Origin of the sequence: Agrobacterium sp. ICMP 6402, from assembly GCF_009498615.1 — a bacterium.
GTDB classification, from domain to species: Bacteria; Pseudomonadota; Alphaproteobacteria; order Rhizobiales; family Rhizobiaceae; genus Agrobacterium; species Agrobacterium burrii.
Window position 1 is genome coordinate 198,220 of record NZ_QSNV01000003.1, and the last position, 16,451, is coordinate 214,670.

Below are 16,451 nucleotides of genomic sequence, written 5' to 3' on the forward strand. Positions count from 1 at the left end.
GATGTCAATGCCGCCTGTGAATATCGGGTATTATTTACCTACCCGTTTTGTAATGCGGTCTTTATGCGCTTATATGAAAGACTGGCCTCCAACAGGTAACCCATGCGCTTTTCCAATTCTTTTCTCGATGAGATACGCGACCGCGTGAACATCTCCGATGTGATCGGTCGACGTGTGTCCTGGGATAAGAAGAAGACCAACACGCCGAAGGGTGATTATTGGGCCTGCTGCCCGTTCCATGGCGAAAAAAGCCCGAGCTTTCACTGCGAGGACCGCAAGGGGCGGTATCATTGCTTTGGCTGCGGTGTGTCCGGCGATCATTTCCGGTTTCTGACCGATCTTGAGGGTCTGAGTTTTCCCGAGGCCGTGCAGCAGATCGCCGATATGGCCGGCATTTCCATGCCGCAGCCCGATCCGCAGGCGGAAAAGCGTGAACGTGAGCGCACCTCCCTGCAGGACGTCATGGAAATGGCGACGCTGTTCTTTCAGGATCAGTTGCAGACGGCGCCTGGTGCGCGGGCGCGGGCTTACTTGCGCGATCGCGGGCTGACCGGGCGCACCATAGAAACGTTCCGACTTGGTTATGCGCCGGATAGCCGCAATGCGCTGAAGGAACATCTGGCTAGCAAGGGCGTGGCGAAGGAGCAGATGGAGGCCTGCGGGCTGGTGGTGCATGAAAATGTGCCGGTTTCCTATGACCGGTTCCGCGACCGCATCATGTTCCCCATCCTGTCGTCGCGCGAGAAGGTCATTGCTTTCGGCGGCCGCGCCATGGCGGCGGATGCGGTGGCGAAATATCTGAACTCCAACGAGACCGAGCTTTTTCACAAGGGCAATGTTCTCTACAATTTCGCCCGTGCGCGCCGCGCTTCGCAGGCGGCCGGCGGCACGGTCATCGCCGTCGAAGGTTATATGGATGTCATCGCGCTTTATCAGGCCGGTGTCGAAAATGCGGTGGCGCCGCTCGGCACGGCACTGACGGAAAGCCAACTCGATCTCCTCTGGAAAATGTCGCCGCAGCCGGTTCTCTGCTTCGATGGCGATGGTGCGGGCATTCGCGCCGCCAACCGTGCGGCTGATCTGGCTTTGCCGCATATCAAGCCGGATCGCTCCGTCAGCTTCGCTCTTCTGCCTGATGGCAAGGATCCGGATGATCTCGTGAAGCTCGAAGGGCGTGCACCATTCGACCGCGTGCTTTCGGAAGCCAAGCCGCTTGCCGCGATGATCTGGAGCCGCGAGACGTCGTCGATGACCTTCGATACGCCGGAAAAACGCGCCCAGCTTGAAAGCCGCCTGCGGCAGATCGTTGCCGTCATCGGCGACGAGGCGGTACGGCGGTTTTACCAGCAGGATATGCGCGACAGGCTGAATGGTTTCTTCCAGCCCCGCTTTCAGCAGGGCGGGCAACAGGGCAATAACTTCCGCCGCAATAATGGTGCGCAGACCACGGGCCGTGGCTTCCAGCGCAATGCGTCGGGGCGGGGCGGGGCCATGTCCGCGCCGGCCAGCAGTATATCGGACCGGTTGACGCAGTCGGGTCTGGTCAGGGGGCATCAGACCAAACCGTCGCTCCGGGAAAGCGTTCTTGCCATCACCATCGTCAACCATCCTGAATTGCTGCTCGAGGAATATGACGAGATCGCTGCGATTGACTACGAGAACCGCGATCTGCAGCGGCTGTGGTCGACAGTGCTGACCTATGCGGCGGAAAGCGCGGCTGATATATCGCGGGCAGGGCTGATCGAGCGCCTGTCACTGCAGGATTTCCAGGTGCTGTTGAAGACCATGGACCAGCAGGTGCGCAATGCCCGCCTGTGGACCGCGACCGAACAGGCGGCGATGGAAGATGCGCGCGAGGGCTATGTACAGGCGCTTTCGCTGCACAAGAGAACGAAATCCCTGCTCTGGCAGAAGCGGGAGCTGGAGCGGGAAATTGCCGAGGCGACGGATGACGAGCGCGGCACGCTTCTGGTGCGGGCGCTGGCCGAGGTGCAGCTGGAAATCGGCCGCATGGAAAATCAGGAAGCGATCATCGATGGTTTCGGGGTCATGTCCGGCCGGGTGAAGGGGCCAGCCTTTGGCCATGGCTGAGAGAATTGAAAGACGTGTGGGGTTGCCTTTTCCGGCAAGCGTCCTAAATAGGGGATAGTCTGGTGATAACCGCGAAATGCGGCCTTTTTTGAGAAATTCCGTGGCTGTCTCGCCCTCAAAGGCTTGACGGGGCGGGAAATAGCGGGAATCACCATTTCATGAATAGTAAAGTGGAATGAGCCTTGGCGGATAGAAATTGCATGAGCAAGCATTTCCGGGTGCACTGTCTTTGCATTCTGCCTGAGGCTGCCGTGGTTAATCGGCAATTAAAGATCACTCCGTTAGGTGTCTGACAGTGATTCGCGGCAAACCGCTGGATGCTCAAGGGGCGGACGGCGATGCGGCGGAACAGGTGTTAGCGTCAGGGAAAGCGACGAGATAGATGGCAACCAAAGTCAAAGAAAACGAAGAAGCAGAAAACGAACGCGACGGTGCGACGGACGGTCCGCTTCTCGATCTTTCGGATGACGCGGTCAAGAAAATGATCAAGGCCGCCAAAAAGCGCGGCTATGTGACGATGGACGAGCTGAATTCCGTCCTGCCGTCCGAAGAGGTGACGTCCGAGCAGATCGAAGACACGATGGCGATGCTGTCCGATATGGGCATCAACGTCATCGAAGACGAGGATGCTGAAGAAGCGTCTGGCGAGGCTGAAAGCGACGATTCGGAATCGGAAGAGTCCGAAGGCGGCGAACTGGCGCCTTCCAGCGGCACAGCGCTCGCGACCGCCAAGAAGAAAGAACCGACCGACCGTACCGATGACCCGGTGCGCATGTATCTGCGCGAAATGGGTTCCGTCGAGCTTCTGTCGCGCGAAGGCGAAATCGCCATCGCCAAGCGCATCGAGGCCGGCCGCGAAACGATGATTTCGGGCCTGTGCGAGAGCCCGCTGACGTTCCAGGCGCTGATCATCTGGCGCGACGAACTGAACGAAGGCACGACGCTGCTGCGCGAGATCATCGATCTCGAAACCACCTATTCCGGTCCGGAAGCCAAGGCGGCACCGCAGTTCCAGAGCCCGGAAAAGATCGAGGCGGACCGCAAGGCCGCCGAAGAGAAGGAAAAGACCCGCAGACTGCGCGCGCCGACCGGCGACGAAGATGTGACTGACGTGGGCGGCGATGGCCTTCCGCCGGAAGAGGAAGAAGAGGACGACGACGAGTCCAATCTTTCGCTTGCCGCGATGGAAGCCGAACTGCGCCCGCAGGTCATGGAAACGCTCGACACCATCGCTGACACCTACAAGAAGCTGCGCAAGCTTCAGGACCAGCAGGTCGAGGCGCGTCTTGCCTGCACGGGCACCCTGTCTTCCGGACAGGAGCGTCGTTACAAGGAACTGAAGGATCAGCTGATCACGGCCGTCAAGTCGTTGTCGCTGAACCAGAACCGTATCGACAGCCTCGTCGAGCAGCTTTACGACATTTCCAAGCGTCTGATGCAGAATGAAGGCCGGCTGCTGCGCCTTGCCGAATCCTACGGCGTCAAGCGCGACAGCTTCCTCGAGCAGTATCACGGTGCGGAACTCGATCCGAACTGGATGAAGTCGATTACCAATCTGGCCGCTCGCGGCTGGAAGGAATTCGCCCGCGAGGAAAGCAACACGATCCGGGAAATTCGTCAGGAAATCCAGAACCTCTCCACGGAAACCGGCATTTCCATCGCCGAATTCCGCCGCATCGTTTCGATGGTGCAGAAGGGTGAGCGCGAAGCGCGTATCGCCAAGAAGGAGATGGTTGAGGCCAACCTGCGTCTGGTGATCTCGATTGCGAAGAAATACACCAACCGTGGTCTTCAGTTCCTCGATCTCATTCAGGAAGGCAATATCGGCCTGATGAAGGCGGTGGACAAGTTCGAATATCGCCGTGGTTACAAGTTCTCGACCTATGCGACCTGGTGGATCAGGCAGGCGATCACCCGTTCGATTGCCGATCAGGCGCGCACGATCCGTATCCCGGTTCACATGATCGAGACGATCAACAAGATCGTTCGTACCTCGCGCCAGATGCTGCACGAGATCGGCCGCGAGCCGACCCCGGAAGAGCTGGCCGAGAAGCTGGCCATGCCGCTTGAAAAGGTGCGCAAGGTTCTGAAGATCGCCAAGGAGCCGATCTCGCTCGAAACCCCCGTGGGTGACGAAGAGGATTCGCATCTCGGTGACTTCATCGAGGACAAGAACGCGCTGCTGCCGATCGACGCTGCTATTCAGGCGAACCTGCGTGAGACGACGACCCGCGTTCTGGCGTCGCTGACGCCGCGTGAAGAACGCGTTCTGCGCATGCGCTTCGGCATCGGCATGAACACTGACCATACGCTGGAAGAAGTCGGCCAGCAGTTCTCGGTCACGCGCGAACGTATCCGCCAGATCGAAGCGAAGGCGCTGCGCAAGCTGAAGCATCCGAGCCGCTCGAGAAAGCTGCGCAGCTTCCTCGACAGCTAAGCGTTCCGCTTCCTTTAAAATTGAACCCGGTCAGTCATCTCTGGCCGGGTTTTTTGTTTCCCGCACTGGCGAACTCTGCGACAAGCCTTATGTGTGAAAATAAAGCGCTCCGCTCTTCTCTGAAAAGCCAGATGCTTTATCCCTTTGTTTTTACGCATTGTCCTGATGTGACGGCGGTTTCGCTTTGACAGGCAATGCTCAGGTTCGATGAGATGGAACAGGTTTCGGCAGAAAAATGGCGGTGGAGAGGTTGGGCTGTGCCCGTCTCCGTGCTGCTGCATCTTGCCGTTGTCGCGATCTTCCTTTTCGAACTGCCGGAGCGGATAGCCGAACCGCAGGAGCCGGAAAGCATCAGTGTCGATCTGGTGCCGCCGCCCGAGGAGAAGAAGGCAGAGGAAGGCAAGCCGCCCGGTGCGGAAGAGGCAAAGCAGGAGGAGAAACCGCAACCTCCACCACCACCGCCTGCGCCGCCGGCAGAGGAAGCAAAACCTTTGCCGCCCATGCCGGCAACGCTGCCCGCCATCGCCATGAGGCCGGAAGAGGCGCAGTCGGACCCCGAAGACAAGCCGGGAAAGGCGGAAGAAGCGGAAAAGACCGAGCCTTCCGAGCAACCAGAAAGCCAGCCGGAAAAAACGGCAGAGGAGAAGCCCGCGCCTGCTGCCGCCAATAGCGATCTTCAGGCGTCCGCCGATCAGGGGGAAATTGCGGTTTCGCCCGTCAGGCAAGAGGCTGAGCCGGAGCGGGCGCCTGTGCCGCAGGCGAAGCCCACTGAGGAAAAGCCAGCTGACGTGGCGGAAGAAAAGCCCGCAAAACTTCCTGCTGCCAAAAGTCTGCTTTCCTCGTCGCTGCTTTCCCCCGCCCAGAGACGTCAGATGTTCGGTGATTTGCCGCCGCGTCGCCGTATTGTTAATCTTTGCAGCACGGAAGCTCTGGCCCAAATTCAAAATGCGGGTTTTCCCGCCCGTGGCATGATACCGACATCGGATACCGGTCGTAAGATTTCCGGAAGTTCGATCGACGCGACTGGCGGTGCATTCAACGTCGGTGGAACCTGGTATGATGTATCGTTCCAGTGTGACGTCGATCTGGAAAACTACGCAGTCACGGAATTCCGGTTTAAAATCGGGAACGCCATCAGCCCGGAAGATGCGAAAAAGCGGGGCTTCACGCGTTTCCAGTAGTGGCGGTAGATTCTGATGTCGCCAGTGAAACTCCCAACATCTCTTTCGTCATCCTCGGGCCTGTCCCGAGGATCTGCCAACGTATTGATTTCATTCGACGTGATTAGATCCTCGGCACAGGGCCGAGGATGACGTTGAGGGAGTGCGCACCCTTCACGATTCACGGCAAGGGGACTGCAGCCTGCACGGAAATTCAGACCGGACAGCAGTGGGACAAGCCCGAGGATGTCTTAGAGTACGGCGTCAGCGTTCTCGCGAATCAACGGCGTTACACCCTCTCCGGATCACCCACCAACAGCCCGATACCCGCCATCAACGCATCCTCGTCATAGGGTTTGCGTATCACCGGCACATTGCCGAATTCATCCGGTACCATGCTGCCATCCGCATAACCGGTGGCAAAGAGGAAGGGAACGCCGCGGCGGTGAAGTTCTCTGGCGACCGGGATCGAAGTGTCTGAACCGAGGTTGATGTCGAGAATGGCGACATCAGGCACGTAAGTCTTCAGCTTTTCGATTGCCATCGCCGATGAGGTCGCTGTTTCAATCGTCTTGATGCCGTTGTCTTCCAGCATGTTTTCGACATCCATGGCGATCAGCATCTGGTCTTCGACAAGCAATATCTTCAACGGTTCCTCCCGATTGTAACGTCTGGCCTGTGGCGCGATTTCTTCTTCGGTTTTTGCGGTGGAAGCCGCCGCGACCGATGAAACGTGGCGGGAGGGCAGGACAAGGTCCGCCTCCAGCCCGTCCGGCAAATATCGCATCGTGCTGCGTCCGCCGAGATCATAAGGAATGCTGCGGCTGATGAGCGCCGTGCCGAAACCGGCGCGCGACGGCGTCGGCAGCGTGGTTGGCAGGGTTTCACGCCATTTGATTTCGCAATCGCGGTTCTCGTTGATTTCCCAGTGCACGTGCAATTGCCCGCCGGTCTGCGAAAGCGCACCATATTTGGCGGCATTCGTTGCCAGTTCATGCAGAACCAGCGCCATGACGGAGAAGGCGCGCGAATCGAGCGTGACCTGGGGTCCGGCAAGGTGCACCACGGTTTCCGGCGACCGATGTGGTGACAGTTCGGCATCCAGCAGGTCGCGCAGCGCTCCGCCGCCTTCACCGCGAATGATCTGGTCATGGGCAAAGGACAGCGCCTGAATGCGGCCCTTCAGCGCGGTGACGTATTCCTGCAGGGTCTTGCCCTCCTGCGAGGGATTGCCGACCAGCGATTTGATGATGGCCAGAACATTCTTGACGCGGTGGTTGAGCTCCTCGTTCAGCATGCGCTGGCGCACTTCCGCGCGCTCCCTTTCGCCGGCCATCAGCTCGCTGTGATGGAAGGCGACCTCGACAAGCGCAATTCTGGCGGCTTCGGCAATTTCCCGGTCGGCTTCCGACCAGGGCTGCGCCTGCAGGCGAACGGTTTCTTTCCAGATCGCGAAACTCTTGCGGGGGGTGAGGCGGTCGCCCAACGGCCCGGTCTCATAGGATTTTTCCGGATTGCCTGCCCAGTTCAGATTTTGCACGATCTCCTTGCGGAAAAACAGCAGATAGTCGTTCTTGACCTGCGACAACGGAATGGCGAGCATTCCGGCAGCGGTGCCGGCATAGATCTCCGCTTCCGGTATGGCCTGCGACAGCGCATGGGTGGCCCAGACCTTGCCTTCGGAAGCGGATGCAACGAAACGCGTCAGTCTTGGAATGGTGTCCTGCGGCGGTGTTGCGCCATGGCCGTGCCAGTTGTTGCCCACCCAGAGCCCGACGCCATCGCAGGGCATCAGATCGGCAAAATCCTGAAAACTGTCGATCAGCAGTTCTTCGATGTTGGCGTGGTGGGCGGCAAGCCGCAGGAAGCGGTCAAGTGCAGCATGGGCGTGGTTGACGGTATCGAGCCGGCGCTTCTGCTTCAGGACCTGCAGATGCATGGAGAAAAACTCTCCGAACATTTCGGCGGCGATCCTGACCGGCATCGTCAACACGCGCGGAGAATAATGGTGACAGGCAATCAGGCCCCAGAGAGCACCATCGACAATCACCGAAATCGACATGGAGGCGCCGACACCCATGTTGCGAAGATATTCGCAGTGGATGGGTGAGACGCTGCGCAGATGCGCGAAGGACAGATCGAGCGGTTCGCCGGAGACATCGAGAGCGGGCAGGACTGCAACGCGTGCGCCGCTGGCGTCAGAAATGATGCGCAGCGTGTTTTTGAGATAAAGCGCGCGCGCCTGCTGCGGTATGTCGCTGGCCGGAAAATACTGCCCGAGAAAGCTCTCCAGTTCCGGCTGCTTTGCCTCAGACACGACCTTGCCGGCCCCGTCTTCCTCAAAACGATAGATCATCACCCGGTCGTAACCGAGCGTCGCCTTTATCAGCCGGGTCGTTCTGGAAATCAGGCTTTCGAGACTGTCGGCCTCGCGGATGCGGTCCACCATCTTGCGTGCCGTGCCGAGCGGCTGTGTTTCGCTTTGCGACGGTTCGAACTCGATGATGGTGGTGGATTTGTAGCGGTGCAGAGCAATATCGAAGTTGCGGCCATCGATCATCTGCATGTGGGGCAGCATGGCGGGGCGCGTGGTTCTGCCGGTGACAGTCAGCGCGTTGCGAAGATCGTGGACGAGGTCTTTTCCGAGCACCTCTTCGGCAGTCCTGCCGTTCAGATCGCCCTCGATACCCAGAATGTCGCGACAGTTTTCCGAATGCCGCAGAACCATGCGCAGGGAATTGTCGCAGGCGATCAGACAGCCATGCGGTTGAATATAACCTGGAATGTGGATGGGTTCGCGGTCGCAATTGGTCAGGTCGACTTGATAGTCAGTGGATGCCATGAAGAAGTCTTTCGCACCCTGTGCCTGGCTTGGTTCTTGTCTTGCGCTGAAAATGATCTGTTCGTCGAGGGACGGGGAAGCCTGAATAGTTCATTCTGATATTGCCAACCCTTCCCCGTTTTCTTGCAACCGTGACGCTGCTTTTCCGTTAGTTGTTACGGCCCGCCGTCGCGTTATTATTTTATCTCTATCGTTATCGGATAGAATTTGACATGCCGTAACGTTGGCAGCGCCGATTTTGTTCCAGCCTGTTTGAAAGAAAAAATGTGCCGCAAAAGACAATAACCATCGCCACCCATGGTCAGGGGCTCTACGAATTCACATCCGAGGCCACGGGTTTCGTGAGAGAGACCGGCGTGGATGAAGGCTTGCTGACCGTCTTCGTCCGGCACACATCCTGCTCGCTGCTTATCCAGGAAAATGCCGATCCGGATGTCCGGCGCGATCTCTCGATGTTCTTCTCCCGCCTCGTGCCGCCTTCGGACGACGCCTCGATGCGCTGGATTATCCACACGCTGGAAGGCCCTGACGATATGCCTGCCCATATCAAATCTGCCCTGACGGCGGTTTCCATTGGCGTACCGATCGGGCAGGGCAGGCTCGCGCTTGGCACGTGGCAGGGGCTTTATCTGTTCGAGCACCGAGACCGACCGCATCGCCGCGAAATCGTGCTGCATATCTCCGCCTGATATTTCGTTCGATAATGTGTGTTCTCCCGTTAACAACCATGAACCTCTGCTGAACATGCGGTTCTGTTCATATTCAGATGTTTGAGGCTAGGGTCTCCTCAATCGCTGAGGGACGTTCCCTGCCGGCGAAGAACAAATGGAGTGAGTTCATGTTCAACACCTTTGCAAAAGCCGGCCTCGCCGCTCTCATTGCCTTCGGCGGCATCTCCGTCACCGCTCCTGCGGCTTCGGCTGGTTCGGATGTTCAGTTCAGAGTTCAGGTTCAGGATGGCTATGGCCATGACAGAGGCCGTGGCCCGGGCTGGGGTCGTCCTGATCGCCCGCGCTTTGGTTGCTCGCCGCGTTTTGCGGAAGAAAAGGCAAGCCGCATGGGTCTTCGCCGTGCCCGCGTTGTTGATGTATCGCCGCGCCGCGTTGTGGTTGCAGGCTTCGACCGTAGAGGCCGTGACCGCATCGTTTTCGCTAATGAGCGCGGCTGCCCGGTCATCCGCCGCTAAAGCGGACACTATCGATCCGGTGACATCCCCGTCCGCCGGATGGATAAAAAATGCCCCTCGCTTGTCCGGAAAGGCATGCGAGGGGCATTTCTTTTTTAACCGGCCGATGGCCGGATTTAAAAACAGGCGGGAGGCGACACGCGGGTGCCGCCCCTGAAGTGTGCTTACTGTTCGAGGGCGAAGGTGACGTTGACCACCACGCTGTAATTGTTCTCACCCGAAGCGATCGGCACGCTGTCGGCTTCCTTCATCATCGAAGCACGCATCGCGCCGGCTGGTACCGGCATCGGGCGCTGCGAGTTTTCGCTGATCTGAATGACGCGGCCGAGCTTCACGCCTGCCGCTTCCGTCAGCGTCTTCGCCTTGGCGATAGCATCGGCCACGGCCTGCTTGCGGGCCTCGGTCACCGTGGCTTCGGGCTTGTCATTGGTGAAGGTGATATCGCCGCCCTGATTGATGCCAAGCTTGACGGAGGTATCGAGGATCGCGCCGAGCTTCTTCAGGTCGCGCACCCGCACGGTCAGGCCGTTGGAAACCTGATAGCCGGTGATCTCTGGCGCAATATAAACGCCATCCTTGGGCTCATAATGCTTGTAAAGCGGCTGTACCGAGAAATTGCTGGTCTGCAGATCCCGGTCTTCGATGGCGGCTTCTTTCAGCGCTTTCAGAACCTCGGCGAGCGCCTTGGAATTCTCCGTAAGCGCCGCAGCCGCCGTCTCCGCCTGCTTGACGACGCTGAAGGACAGGATCGCCATATCAGGGGCAATGGCCGCCTGGCCTTCACCGGAAACACTGATGGTGGCTTCACGCGGGTTGGCGTCCTGCGCAAGCACCTGGCTGGCCAGCGGCACCATTGCTGCTGCGGTCAAAGCGGTGAGTGCGAAAAGGCGGACCTTTTTTGTCGTCATGGTGTTTCCTCGTTGATTGTGTCCCTTTGGAGGGTATTGCCTTAGATTGTGAAGCTATTACGGCGGCACTGCCTTGCGAAAGCATCAATGGCTTGTCGGGCTATAAAAATTACGTTAGAGCGTGACCCACCGGATTCGAACCATTGCGAAACCGGTATTTCGGATCACCTTGCTCCGATAAGGGCCTGTAGCTCAATGGTTAGAGCCGGCGGCTCATAACCGCTTGGTTGGGAGTTCGAGTCTCTCCAGGCCCACCAATTTTTTCAACGTCATATCATAGCGTGTCTCAAATATCAGTGTTTCTAAAGTCCTTTAGAACGATCTGATCGTTACCAAACCGTCTGTCGAATCGATGTTGCGGCACGCTTATGCGTTCAGTTGATTGCGAGGCAAATGTTGTTCAATGAACTGTCGTTCTGCATCACCGTACACAAATTTCTTCGAGGTATTTAGTGTCGACACGTTGCTCGCTTTCACAATTTCTCGGGCGGACAATGTCACCAAATGGTCAATGATGTCCAAAGCATCACTACCGAAAAATACGTGTGTTGGCGAAAGCGGGATGGAGATCAGCGTGCGCGGCTTGTAGAGGTCTCCAATTCGTTCGAACGGGTTATCGCCCAGAAGCAAACGGTGCGAGGCTGATGATACATCTTTTATCAGCCAACTAAGTTGAATAATACGATAGATTGCTTTCTTGCTCCCGAGCAAACTAACCAGCACGTTCAAGCCTGAGTTGGCTAACCGTGCAGGCGCGTGATTTGCGGCCCAATCGAAAAGTGTTGCTTCGGGAGCATCACCTTTAGCTGCATCGTACTCGGGAATGTTCTGCGAGAGTTCCTTTTCCACGATTTCCTTCGCTCCGACTTTGATCTTTTCGACCACATGCGGCACGCGAAGGAGTGAGGCATTCAAATAGATAGCCCACCAATACCGTTCACGAGTTGTCAGGCTGTCCGGGCCTTTGTTAATTAGCTTCGCCAAAACTGGTCCGGCCTCACTTTCGATTTTTCCGAATATGTCCCTTTCGATCTGTTGTGCTTCTGATTGGCTTACATGCTCAAGCGAATAAAGACCGGGTAGGTAGGCGGTGGCCGCTGACGTGACGGGTGTGCAGATGAGCTTGTCGTTGAAAGGGATACGACCCCACTGATTAATTTTGCCGTCCGCTCCCTCCCACATTCGAAGATGGAACTGCGGGACATAGTGATGGTCGCCTTCTTTGCTCAAAGTGGTCCTCCAGTAGTAGGCTTTGGCTGAAAACCTCGGTAGTTCAAATATTTCACCGAGGTGATCTCCTCAGTTTCTGCAGACACCCTTTTTCTCACTAACGAGATTCCACAAACCGAATCGATACCTCAATCATCATTGCAGTCTTTGGGATTTGTCCGCCAAACAAAAAATCCGACCAGCCATTCAGACTGATCGGATCATCCGTTTATAAATCTCAGCTATGCGGTCAGTTACAAACTCGCATGCTCTCCGTATGCCAGCCGCCGTCATAGGAATTGGGAACGCGGCGGTCTTCGAACCAGCAGCGCGGGCGGGGCGGCGGTGGGGGTTCGTAGTAGCGGGGGGCGTTGTTGTTGCCGTTGGCGATGGCGCCGCCGATCAGGCCGCCGATGACGCCTGCAGCGAGGCCGCCGGCGATTGCGGCGCCATCATTGTGGCGGCGGTGTTCGCGGTAGGGGGGCGGGGGTGGGCCGCCACGGTCATAACCACGGTCGTGGCGCGGACGATAGGGATAATCCTGCGCGGCAGCGGTGCCGTAGGATGCGAAGACGCTGCCGGTGGCGACCAGCGCAGCAAGGGTGGAAAGAATGATCTTTTTCATCGGGGCTACTCCATAAGCCTGCCTTGGGAGATAGAGGCTTATTATGCCCGCATGATGGCACGGGTCTGCTGAACGGTTTGTGAATGTTTCGTTGTTGAGGGGTTCATGTTTTTCGCGTCGCTAACGTCGGCGACGGGTTGAGGCGGGCATTGTTTTGTCAGTCAAGAAAAAGCCCGGCGATGGCCGGGCTTTTGATGCTCAATCCGGTTGGACAGGATCAGAATTTTACACCGAGACCCACCTTGACGGTGTGCTGGTCGAAATCGGTATTGACGCCGAAAATGTCCTTGTCGCCATAATCGTTGTAGCGATATTCGAGCCGGCCGAACACATTGTCGGTGAAGGCGTAGTCAAGACCCGCGCCAACGGTGAAGCCGTTGAACGTGGTGCTGTCCTTGCCGGCGCCGGGAGTTTCGATGAAACCGCGTGTGGCTGTCCAGCCGGCCGTACCGTAGAGCAGGGCGCGGTCGAAGGCATAACCGACGCGGCCACGGACGGAGCCCTGCCAGTCGGTGCCGATCTGTACGCCGGCATAGTCATTGTCGTTCCAGTTATAATCGACGTCACCTTCGATGCCGACGACGAAATTATTGTCGAACTGGTAATTGTAACCGGCAAAGGCACCGAGAATGCCGCCATCGAAATTATCCGAGGCGACGGGGCCGCCAGCCGAAAAATCGCCATTCGCCCAGCCCGCGCCGCCTTGAATACCAAGATAGGGACCAGACCAGGTGAAGACCGGCAGGGTTTCCTGCGCGACCGGCGGTGCCGGCGTTTCGTAGACGGCATCCGCGGCCATTGCGGTGCTGGCCGAAAGGGCCAGAAGTGACGTTACGATCAGCGTTTTCATCGTTATTCTCCCTGAGCTGAATGACCTTCCTAGCATATATTAGGTCAATTTAATATGGGTTGGGGCTCGGCAGTTCCAAGGGGCATCGTTCCCATTGTGTCTCTGGCTGTCTTGCCCGGATCGCGAGCGTTTTTTTGCGCCCCCGTCATGCTGTTCTGATGCTGCGAACGTCTTTGGCGGTGTTTGGTTCCCTTGATCTTGTCCTCAAAGGTTCGGCGGCGCGGTTGGCCGGTGTCACGCTTGGTTGTCTTGACAGCAGGGGGCATGACCATAGAGTTGTGCTGTCTGCGGCGTGTCCGGTGCTTCGGGCGCACCGGAAAAGGTGTGGCGGGGTCGTCATTGCAACGGCGTGGTGATCATGGTTACCGCAGGCGAGAATGAGTAAGGGAGGGCAGGATCGTATGAGGGTTTGTTTTTATGTGGGAGGGGCGACGTGATAGTCGGAGCCGTTCTCAGCGCCATTCTTCTCCTCACCCTCATTGCATTTCCTCGGCATCTCAAACCCGTCGTCATCTGCCTGCTGCTGATCTGGGGGGCGACCGCTGCCTTTGTCATTTATGACTGGTGGCGCGGCAGCCAGCGGCTCGGCCATGTCGTTGCGACAGCCAGTTTTGATACGACCTGTGCGGATCCGGCTTTGCCCATTCGCGTCAGCTTCCGCAACGACAATGATGTGGCCGTGCAGCGCCTGACCTATACGCTTGAAGGGTTCGAGCCGGCCTTCCGCGCCTCCGTCGCGTTTGATCCCTATCAGGTCAGCGAAAGGCGCATCGAGGCGGGGGAGACTTTCGCCGCATGCCGGGCTTTCCGGCTGCGCAACAATGAAACCGTGGAACCGCAGCGGCTGGAATGGCGCGTTACCGTTATTTCGGCGGAGTTCGACTAAGCGGCTGGACGCGGTTCCCGTCATCACGGCATTTTGAAAACTTCCGCGCCGTTGCGCAGCCACCGGCAAACCCCTGCGGCGCAACGGGTGTGCGAGGGCTGCCATCGGGCCGCCGGCCACACCGATGCCCGTTCGGCCGGCGTCGGACTTGTTTTCGCCGGTTTGCGATGCCATCTCCGCACCCGTTCGATGAATGTCGCGGGTTGATGTTTTGCGTATTGTTTTGAAGTTTTTGAAAATCACGGCCATCGGTCTTGTTGCCCTGCCGGTTCTGGCGGGCGCGCATATGGGCATCGGCCAGCTGACCGGAAATTTTCACGAGGTCATCCCCGGCGAGCTTTATCGTTCGGCCCAGCCGAGCGGTAAGGACATCGCAGCCTATGCCAAATCCTACGGCATCAAGACCATCATCAACCTGCGCGATGAAAAGCGCGAAGGCTGGTATGACGCCGAAAGCCAGGCGGCGAAAAGCAATGGCATCCGGCTTGTCGATTTTCCGATGAGTTCAAGCGAAAAGCTCTCGCCGCAAGATGCTGAAACGCTGGTGGCCGTGCTGCAGAATGCGGAAAGGCCGATCCTCATCCATTGCGAACATGGCGCTAACCGCACGGGGCTTGCCTCGGCGATCTATGTGGGGGCCGTGGCTGGCAAGAGTGAGGCGGCGGCCGAATTCCAGCTTTCGCCCTATTACGGGCATGTGCCTATTCCCGGTATCGGCAGATATGAGATGTATCAGTCGTGGGATGACTTCGAGGAAACCATCGGCTTTTGATGCGGTTCAAGGGCTTTTGATACCGCTCTCGACGTCATCCTCGGCCTTGTGCCGAGGATCCATCCACGTCTCGTTGAGTCGATAGGTTGCAGATGCTCGGGACAAGCCCGAGCATGACGGAGAGTGGTTCGCGACCTCCGTCGCCATCCGCCTATCGCAACACTCTCAATAATCCCCGCCGCTTTCCGCAATCACCTTCGTCAGGCTTCCCGTGGCCGGGAAAAGTGGAATGAGGCAGGCCTGTAGCGCGTGGTAGATATCGCCCTTGCCGGGGAATAGCGTATGTGCCGGAACCAGATTATCCGTCAGTTCCTCGTGCCAGCCGCCATTGTCGTGGTCGATGAAGTTGTTGGCGATGGTGCTCCAGATGCGGCGGTAGCTGTCTTCGTAGAAAGGGTCTGCCGGCAGGTTTTCGTTGAGGAAGTGGGCAGCGCCCGCCGCCTCGCACATCGGCCACCACAGCTTTGCCGTCTTGTCGGGCGTGTCGTTCCAGTCGAGCGTATAAAAGAAGCCGCCCTTTTCCCGGTCCCAACCGAGCGCCATGGATTGCACGAACAGCGATTTTGCCGCCACCGGCATCCAGTCGTGGCGGCGTTCGCCCAGCACCCATAATTGCAGGATGAGGCGCGCCCATTCCAGCCAGTGGCCGGGGGTGGAGCCGGAGGGGCGGAACATTTCATTGCCGCGATAATCCTTGTCGAGCGTCCAGTTCTCGTCGAAATGCTCCGGCACGCGGAAATCCAGTTCGCCGGCGCGGCGGCGAATGACGAGATCGGCGATGCGTTCGGCCTTGTTGAGATAATTGCTGTCGCCTGTTGCCTCATAGGCGGCCATCAGCGCTTCGGTCAGGTGCATGTTGGAATTCTGGCCGCGATAATTGTCGATGGGCGACCAGTCGCGGTTGAATTCCTCGGCAATCGCACCGTGTTCTTCTTCCCAGAAGCGGGTTTCCAGCACTTCGGTAATATCGGCCAGCATCCGGTCGGCCAGCGGATGCCCGACGGTCTTGGCGGAAGAGGCGGCCAGAAGCACGAAGGCATGGCCGTAACCCTGCTTGGTGGCGTCCACTGGGCCGGCATCGTTCACCTGCCAGAAATAGCCGCCATGCTCGCTGTCGCGATGATTGTTCCAGAGATAGGTCATGCCGTGGTCGACGATATCGCCGCAGCCGGGCCGGCCGAGCAGATGGCCGATGGAGAAGCAATGCACCATGCGCGCCGAAGCATGGATGCCGCGCACGGGGTCGTTTTTCTGTAACGGTGCGCCCTTGGGGTCGAGGTCGAAAAAGCCGCCGGCGGAATTCACGGCGCGGTACTGGAAGAAGTCGAAAAGCCCCTCTGCCTGCTTGACCAGCCATTGGCGGTGCCATGGCAAAGCGTTCCAGTTTTTGCGATCGTCGTCGGCCATGTCGTTCTCCCATGCGATTTGCTGCCTGCGCTTATATCCTTGCCGTATAAACCTGTCATCTGTCAGTGAAATTTCGTA

General features: G+C 58.1%; 13 protein-coding genes and 1 tRNA gene. 8 read left to right on the forward strand and 6 right to left on the reverse strand.

The annotated features are described in order from the left end of the window. Positions 1-102 precede the first annotated feature (102 nt). The 3 genes from dnaG to DXT96_RS12145 all read left to right on the forward strand — a co-directional run bounded on the left by dnaG (position 103) and on the right by DXT96_RS12145 (position 5,709). Positions 103-2,091, forward strand: coding sequence for a DNA primase (dnaG, locus tag DXT96_RS12135; protein ID WP_153515009.1), 1,989 nt, complete (start codon positions 103-105; stop codon positions 2,089-2,091). Between the two features lie 382 nt (positions 2,092-2,473). Further along, the gene (gene rpoD, locus DXT96_RS12140) at positions 2,474-4,528 is read left to right on the forward strand and encodes an RNA polymerase sigma factor RpoD (protein ID WP_149900100.1); all 2,055 of its coding nucleotides are present in this window, start codon (positions 2,474-2,476) and stop codon (positions 4,526-4,528) included. A 257-nt stretch (positions 4,529-4,785) separates the two neighbouring features. Further along, positions 4,786-5,709: a DUF930 domain-containing protein gene (locus DXT96_RS12145; RefSeq protein ID WP_207133868.1), complete on the forward strand. Its 924-nt coding sequence runs from the start codon at positions 4,786-4,788 to the stop codon at positions 5,707-5,709. Between the two features lie 268 nt (positions 5,710-5,977). On the opposite strand, the gene DXT96_RS12150 is transcribed toward DXT96_RS12145, so the two are convergent. Beyond that, entirely contained in the window at positions 5,978-8,530 is a 2,553-nt protein-coding gene (locus DXT96_RS12150; protein ID WP_153515011.1) for an HWE histidine kinase domain-containing protein, read from the reverse strand. Between the two features lie 266 nt (positions 8,531-8,796). On the opposite strand from DXT96_RS12150, the gene DXT96_RS12155 reads away from it, so the two are divergent. Both DXT96_RS12155 and DXT96_RS12160 read left to right on the forward strand, forming a co-directional pair. Continuing rightward, positions 8,797-9,219: a secondary thiamine-phosphate synthase enzyme YjbQ gene (locus tag DXT96_RS12155; RefSeq protein ID WP_149900103.1), complete on the forward strand. Its 423-nt coding sequence runs from the start codon at positions 8,797-8,799 to the stop codon at positions 9,217-9,219. A gap of 149 nt (positions 9,220-9,368) precedes the next feature. Beyond that, positions 9,369-9,716, forward strand: a complete 348-nt coding sequence (locus DXT96_RS12160) for a hypothetical protein (RefSeq protein ID WP_149900104.1) — start codon at positions 9,369-9,371, stop codon at positions 9,714-9,716. A gap of 164 nt (positions 9,717-9,880) precedes the next feature. Here DXT96_RS12160 and DXT96_RS12165 read toward each other — a convergent pair whose 3' ends face one another. After that, entirely contained in the window at positions 9,881-10,624 is a 744-nt protein-coding gene (locus tag DXT96_RS12165; RefSeq protein WP_153515013.1) for an SIMPL domain-containing protein, read from the reverse strand. 181 nt (positions 10,625-10,805) lie between these two features. Here DXT96_RS12165 and DXT96_RS12170 point away from each other — a divergent pair. Next, positions 10,806-10,881: transfer RNA gene (locus DXT96_RS12170), tRNA-Ile, on the forward strand. Positions 10,882-10,990: 109 nt separating this feature from the next. Here the strand turns inward: DXT96_RS12170 and DXT96_RS12175 are convergent. From DXT96_RS12175 to DXT96_RS12185, 3 genes are all read right to left on the reverse strand, one after another. Continuing rightward, on the reverse strand, positions 10,991-11,854 hold the full coding sequence (locus DXT96_RS12175) for a DUF4238 domain-containing protein (RefSeq protein ID WP_153515014.1): 864 nt from the start codon (positions 11,852-11,854) through the stop codon (positions 10,991-10,993). Positions 11,855-12,083: 229 nt separating this feature from the next. Further along, entirely contained in the window at positions 12,084-12,458 is a 375-nt protein-coding gene (locus DXT96_RS12180) for a hypothetical protein (protein WP_149900128.1), read from the reverse strand. A 217-nt stretch (positions 12,459-12,675) separates the two neighbouring features. Next, positions 12,676-13,308, reverse strand: a complete 633-nt coding sequence (locus DXT96_RS12185) for an outer membrane protein (RefSeq protein ID WP_052818041.1) — start codon at positions 13,306-13,308, stop codon at positions 12,676-12,678. Between the two features lie 433 nt (positions 13,309-13,741). Here DXT96_RS12185 and DXT96_RS12190 point away from each other — a divergent pair, with 433 nt between their 5' ends. Further along, positions 13,742-14,194, forward strand: coding sequence for a hypothetical protein (locus DXT96_RS12190; protein WP_149900130.1), 453 nt, complete (start codon positions 13,742-13,744; stop codon positions 14,192-14,194). A gap of 211 nt (positions 14,195-14,405) precedes the next feature. Continuing rightward, positions 14,406-14,966 (forward strand): dual specificity protein phosphatase family protein, encoded by a 561-nt coding sequence (locus tag DXT96_RS12195; protein WP_153515016.1) that lies wholly within the window; start codon positions 14,406-14,408, stop codon positions 14,964-14,966. A 165-nt stretch (positions 14,967-15,131) separates the two neighbouring features. On the opposite strand, the gene DXT96_RS12200 is transcribed toward DXT96_RS12195, so the two are convergent. Beyond that, entirely contained in the window at positions 15,132-16,373 is a 1,242-nt protein-coding gene (locus DXT96_RS12200; RefSeq protein WP_153515017.1) for an AGE family epimerase/isomerase, read from the reverse strand. Positions 16,374-16,451 lie beyond the last annotated feature (78 nt).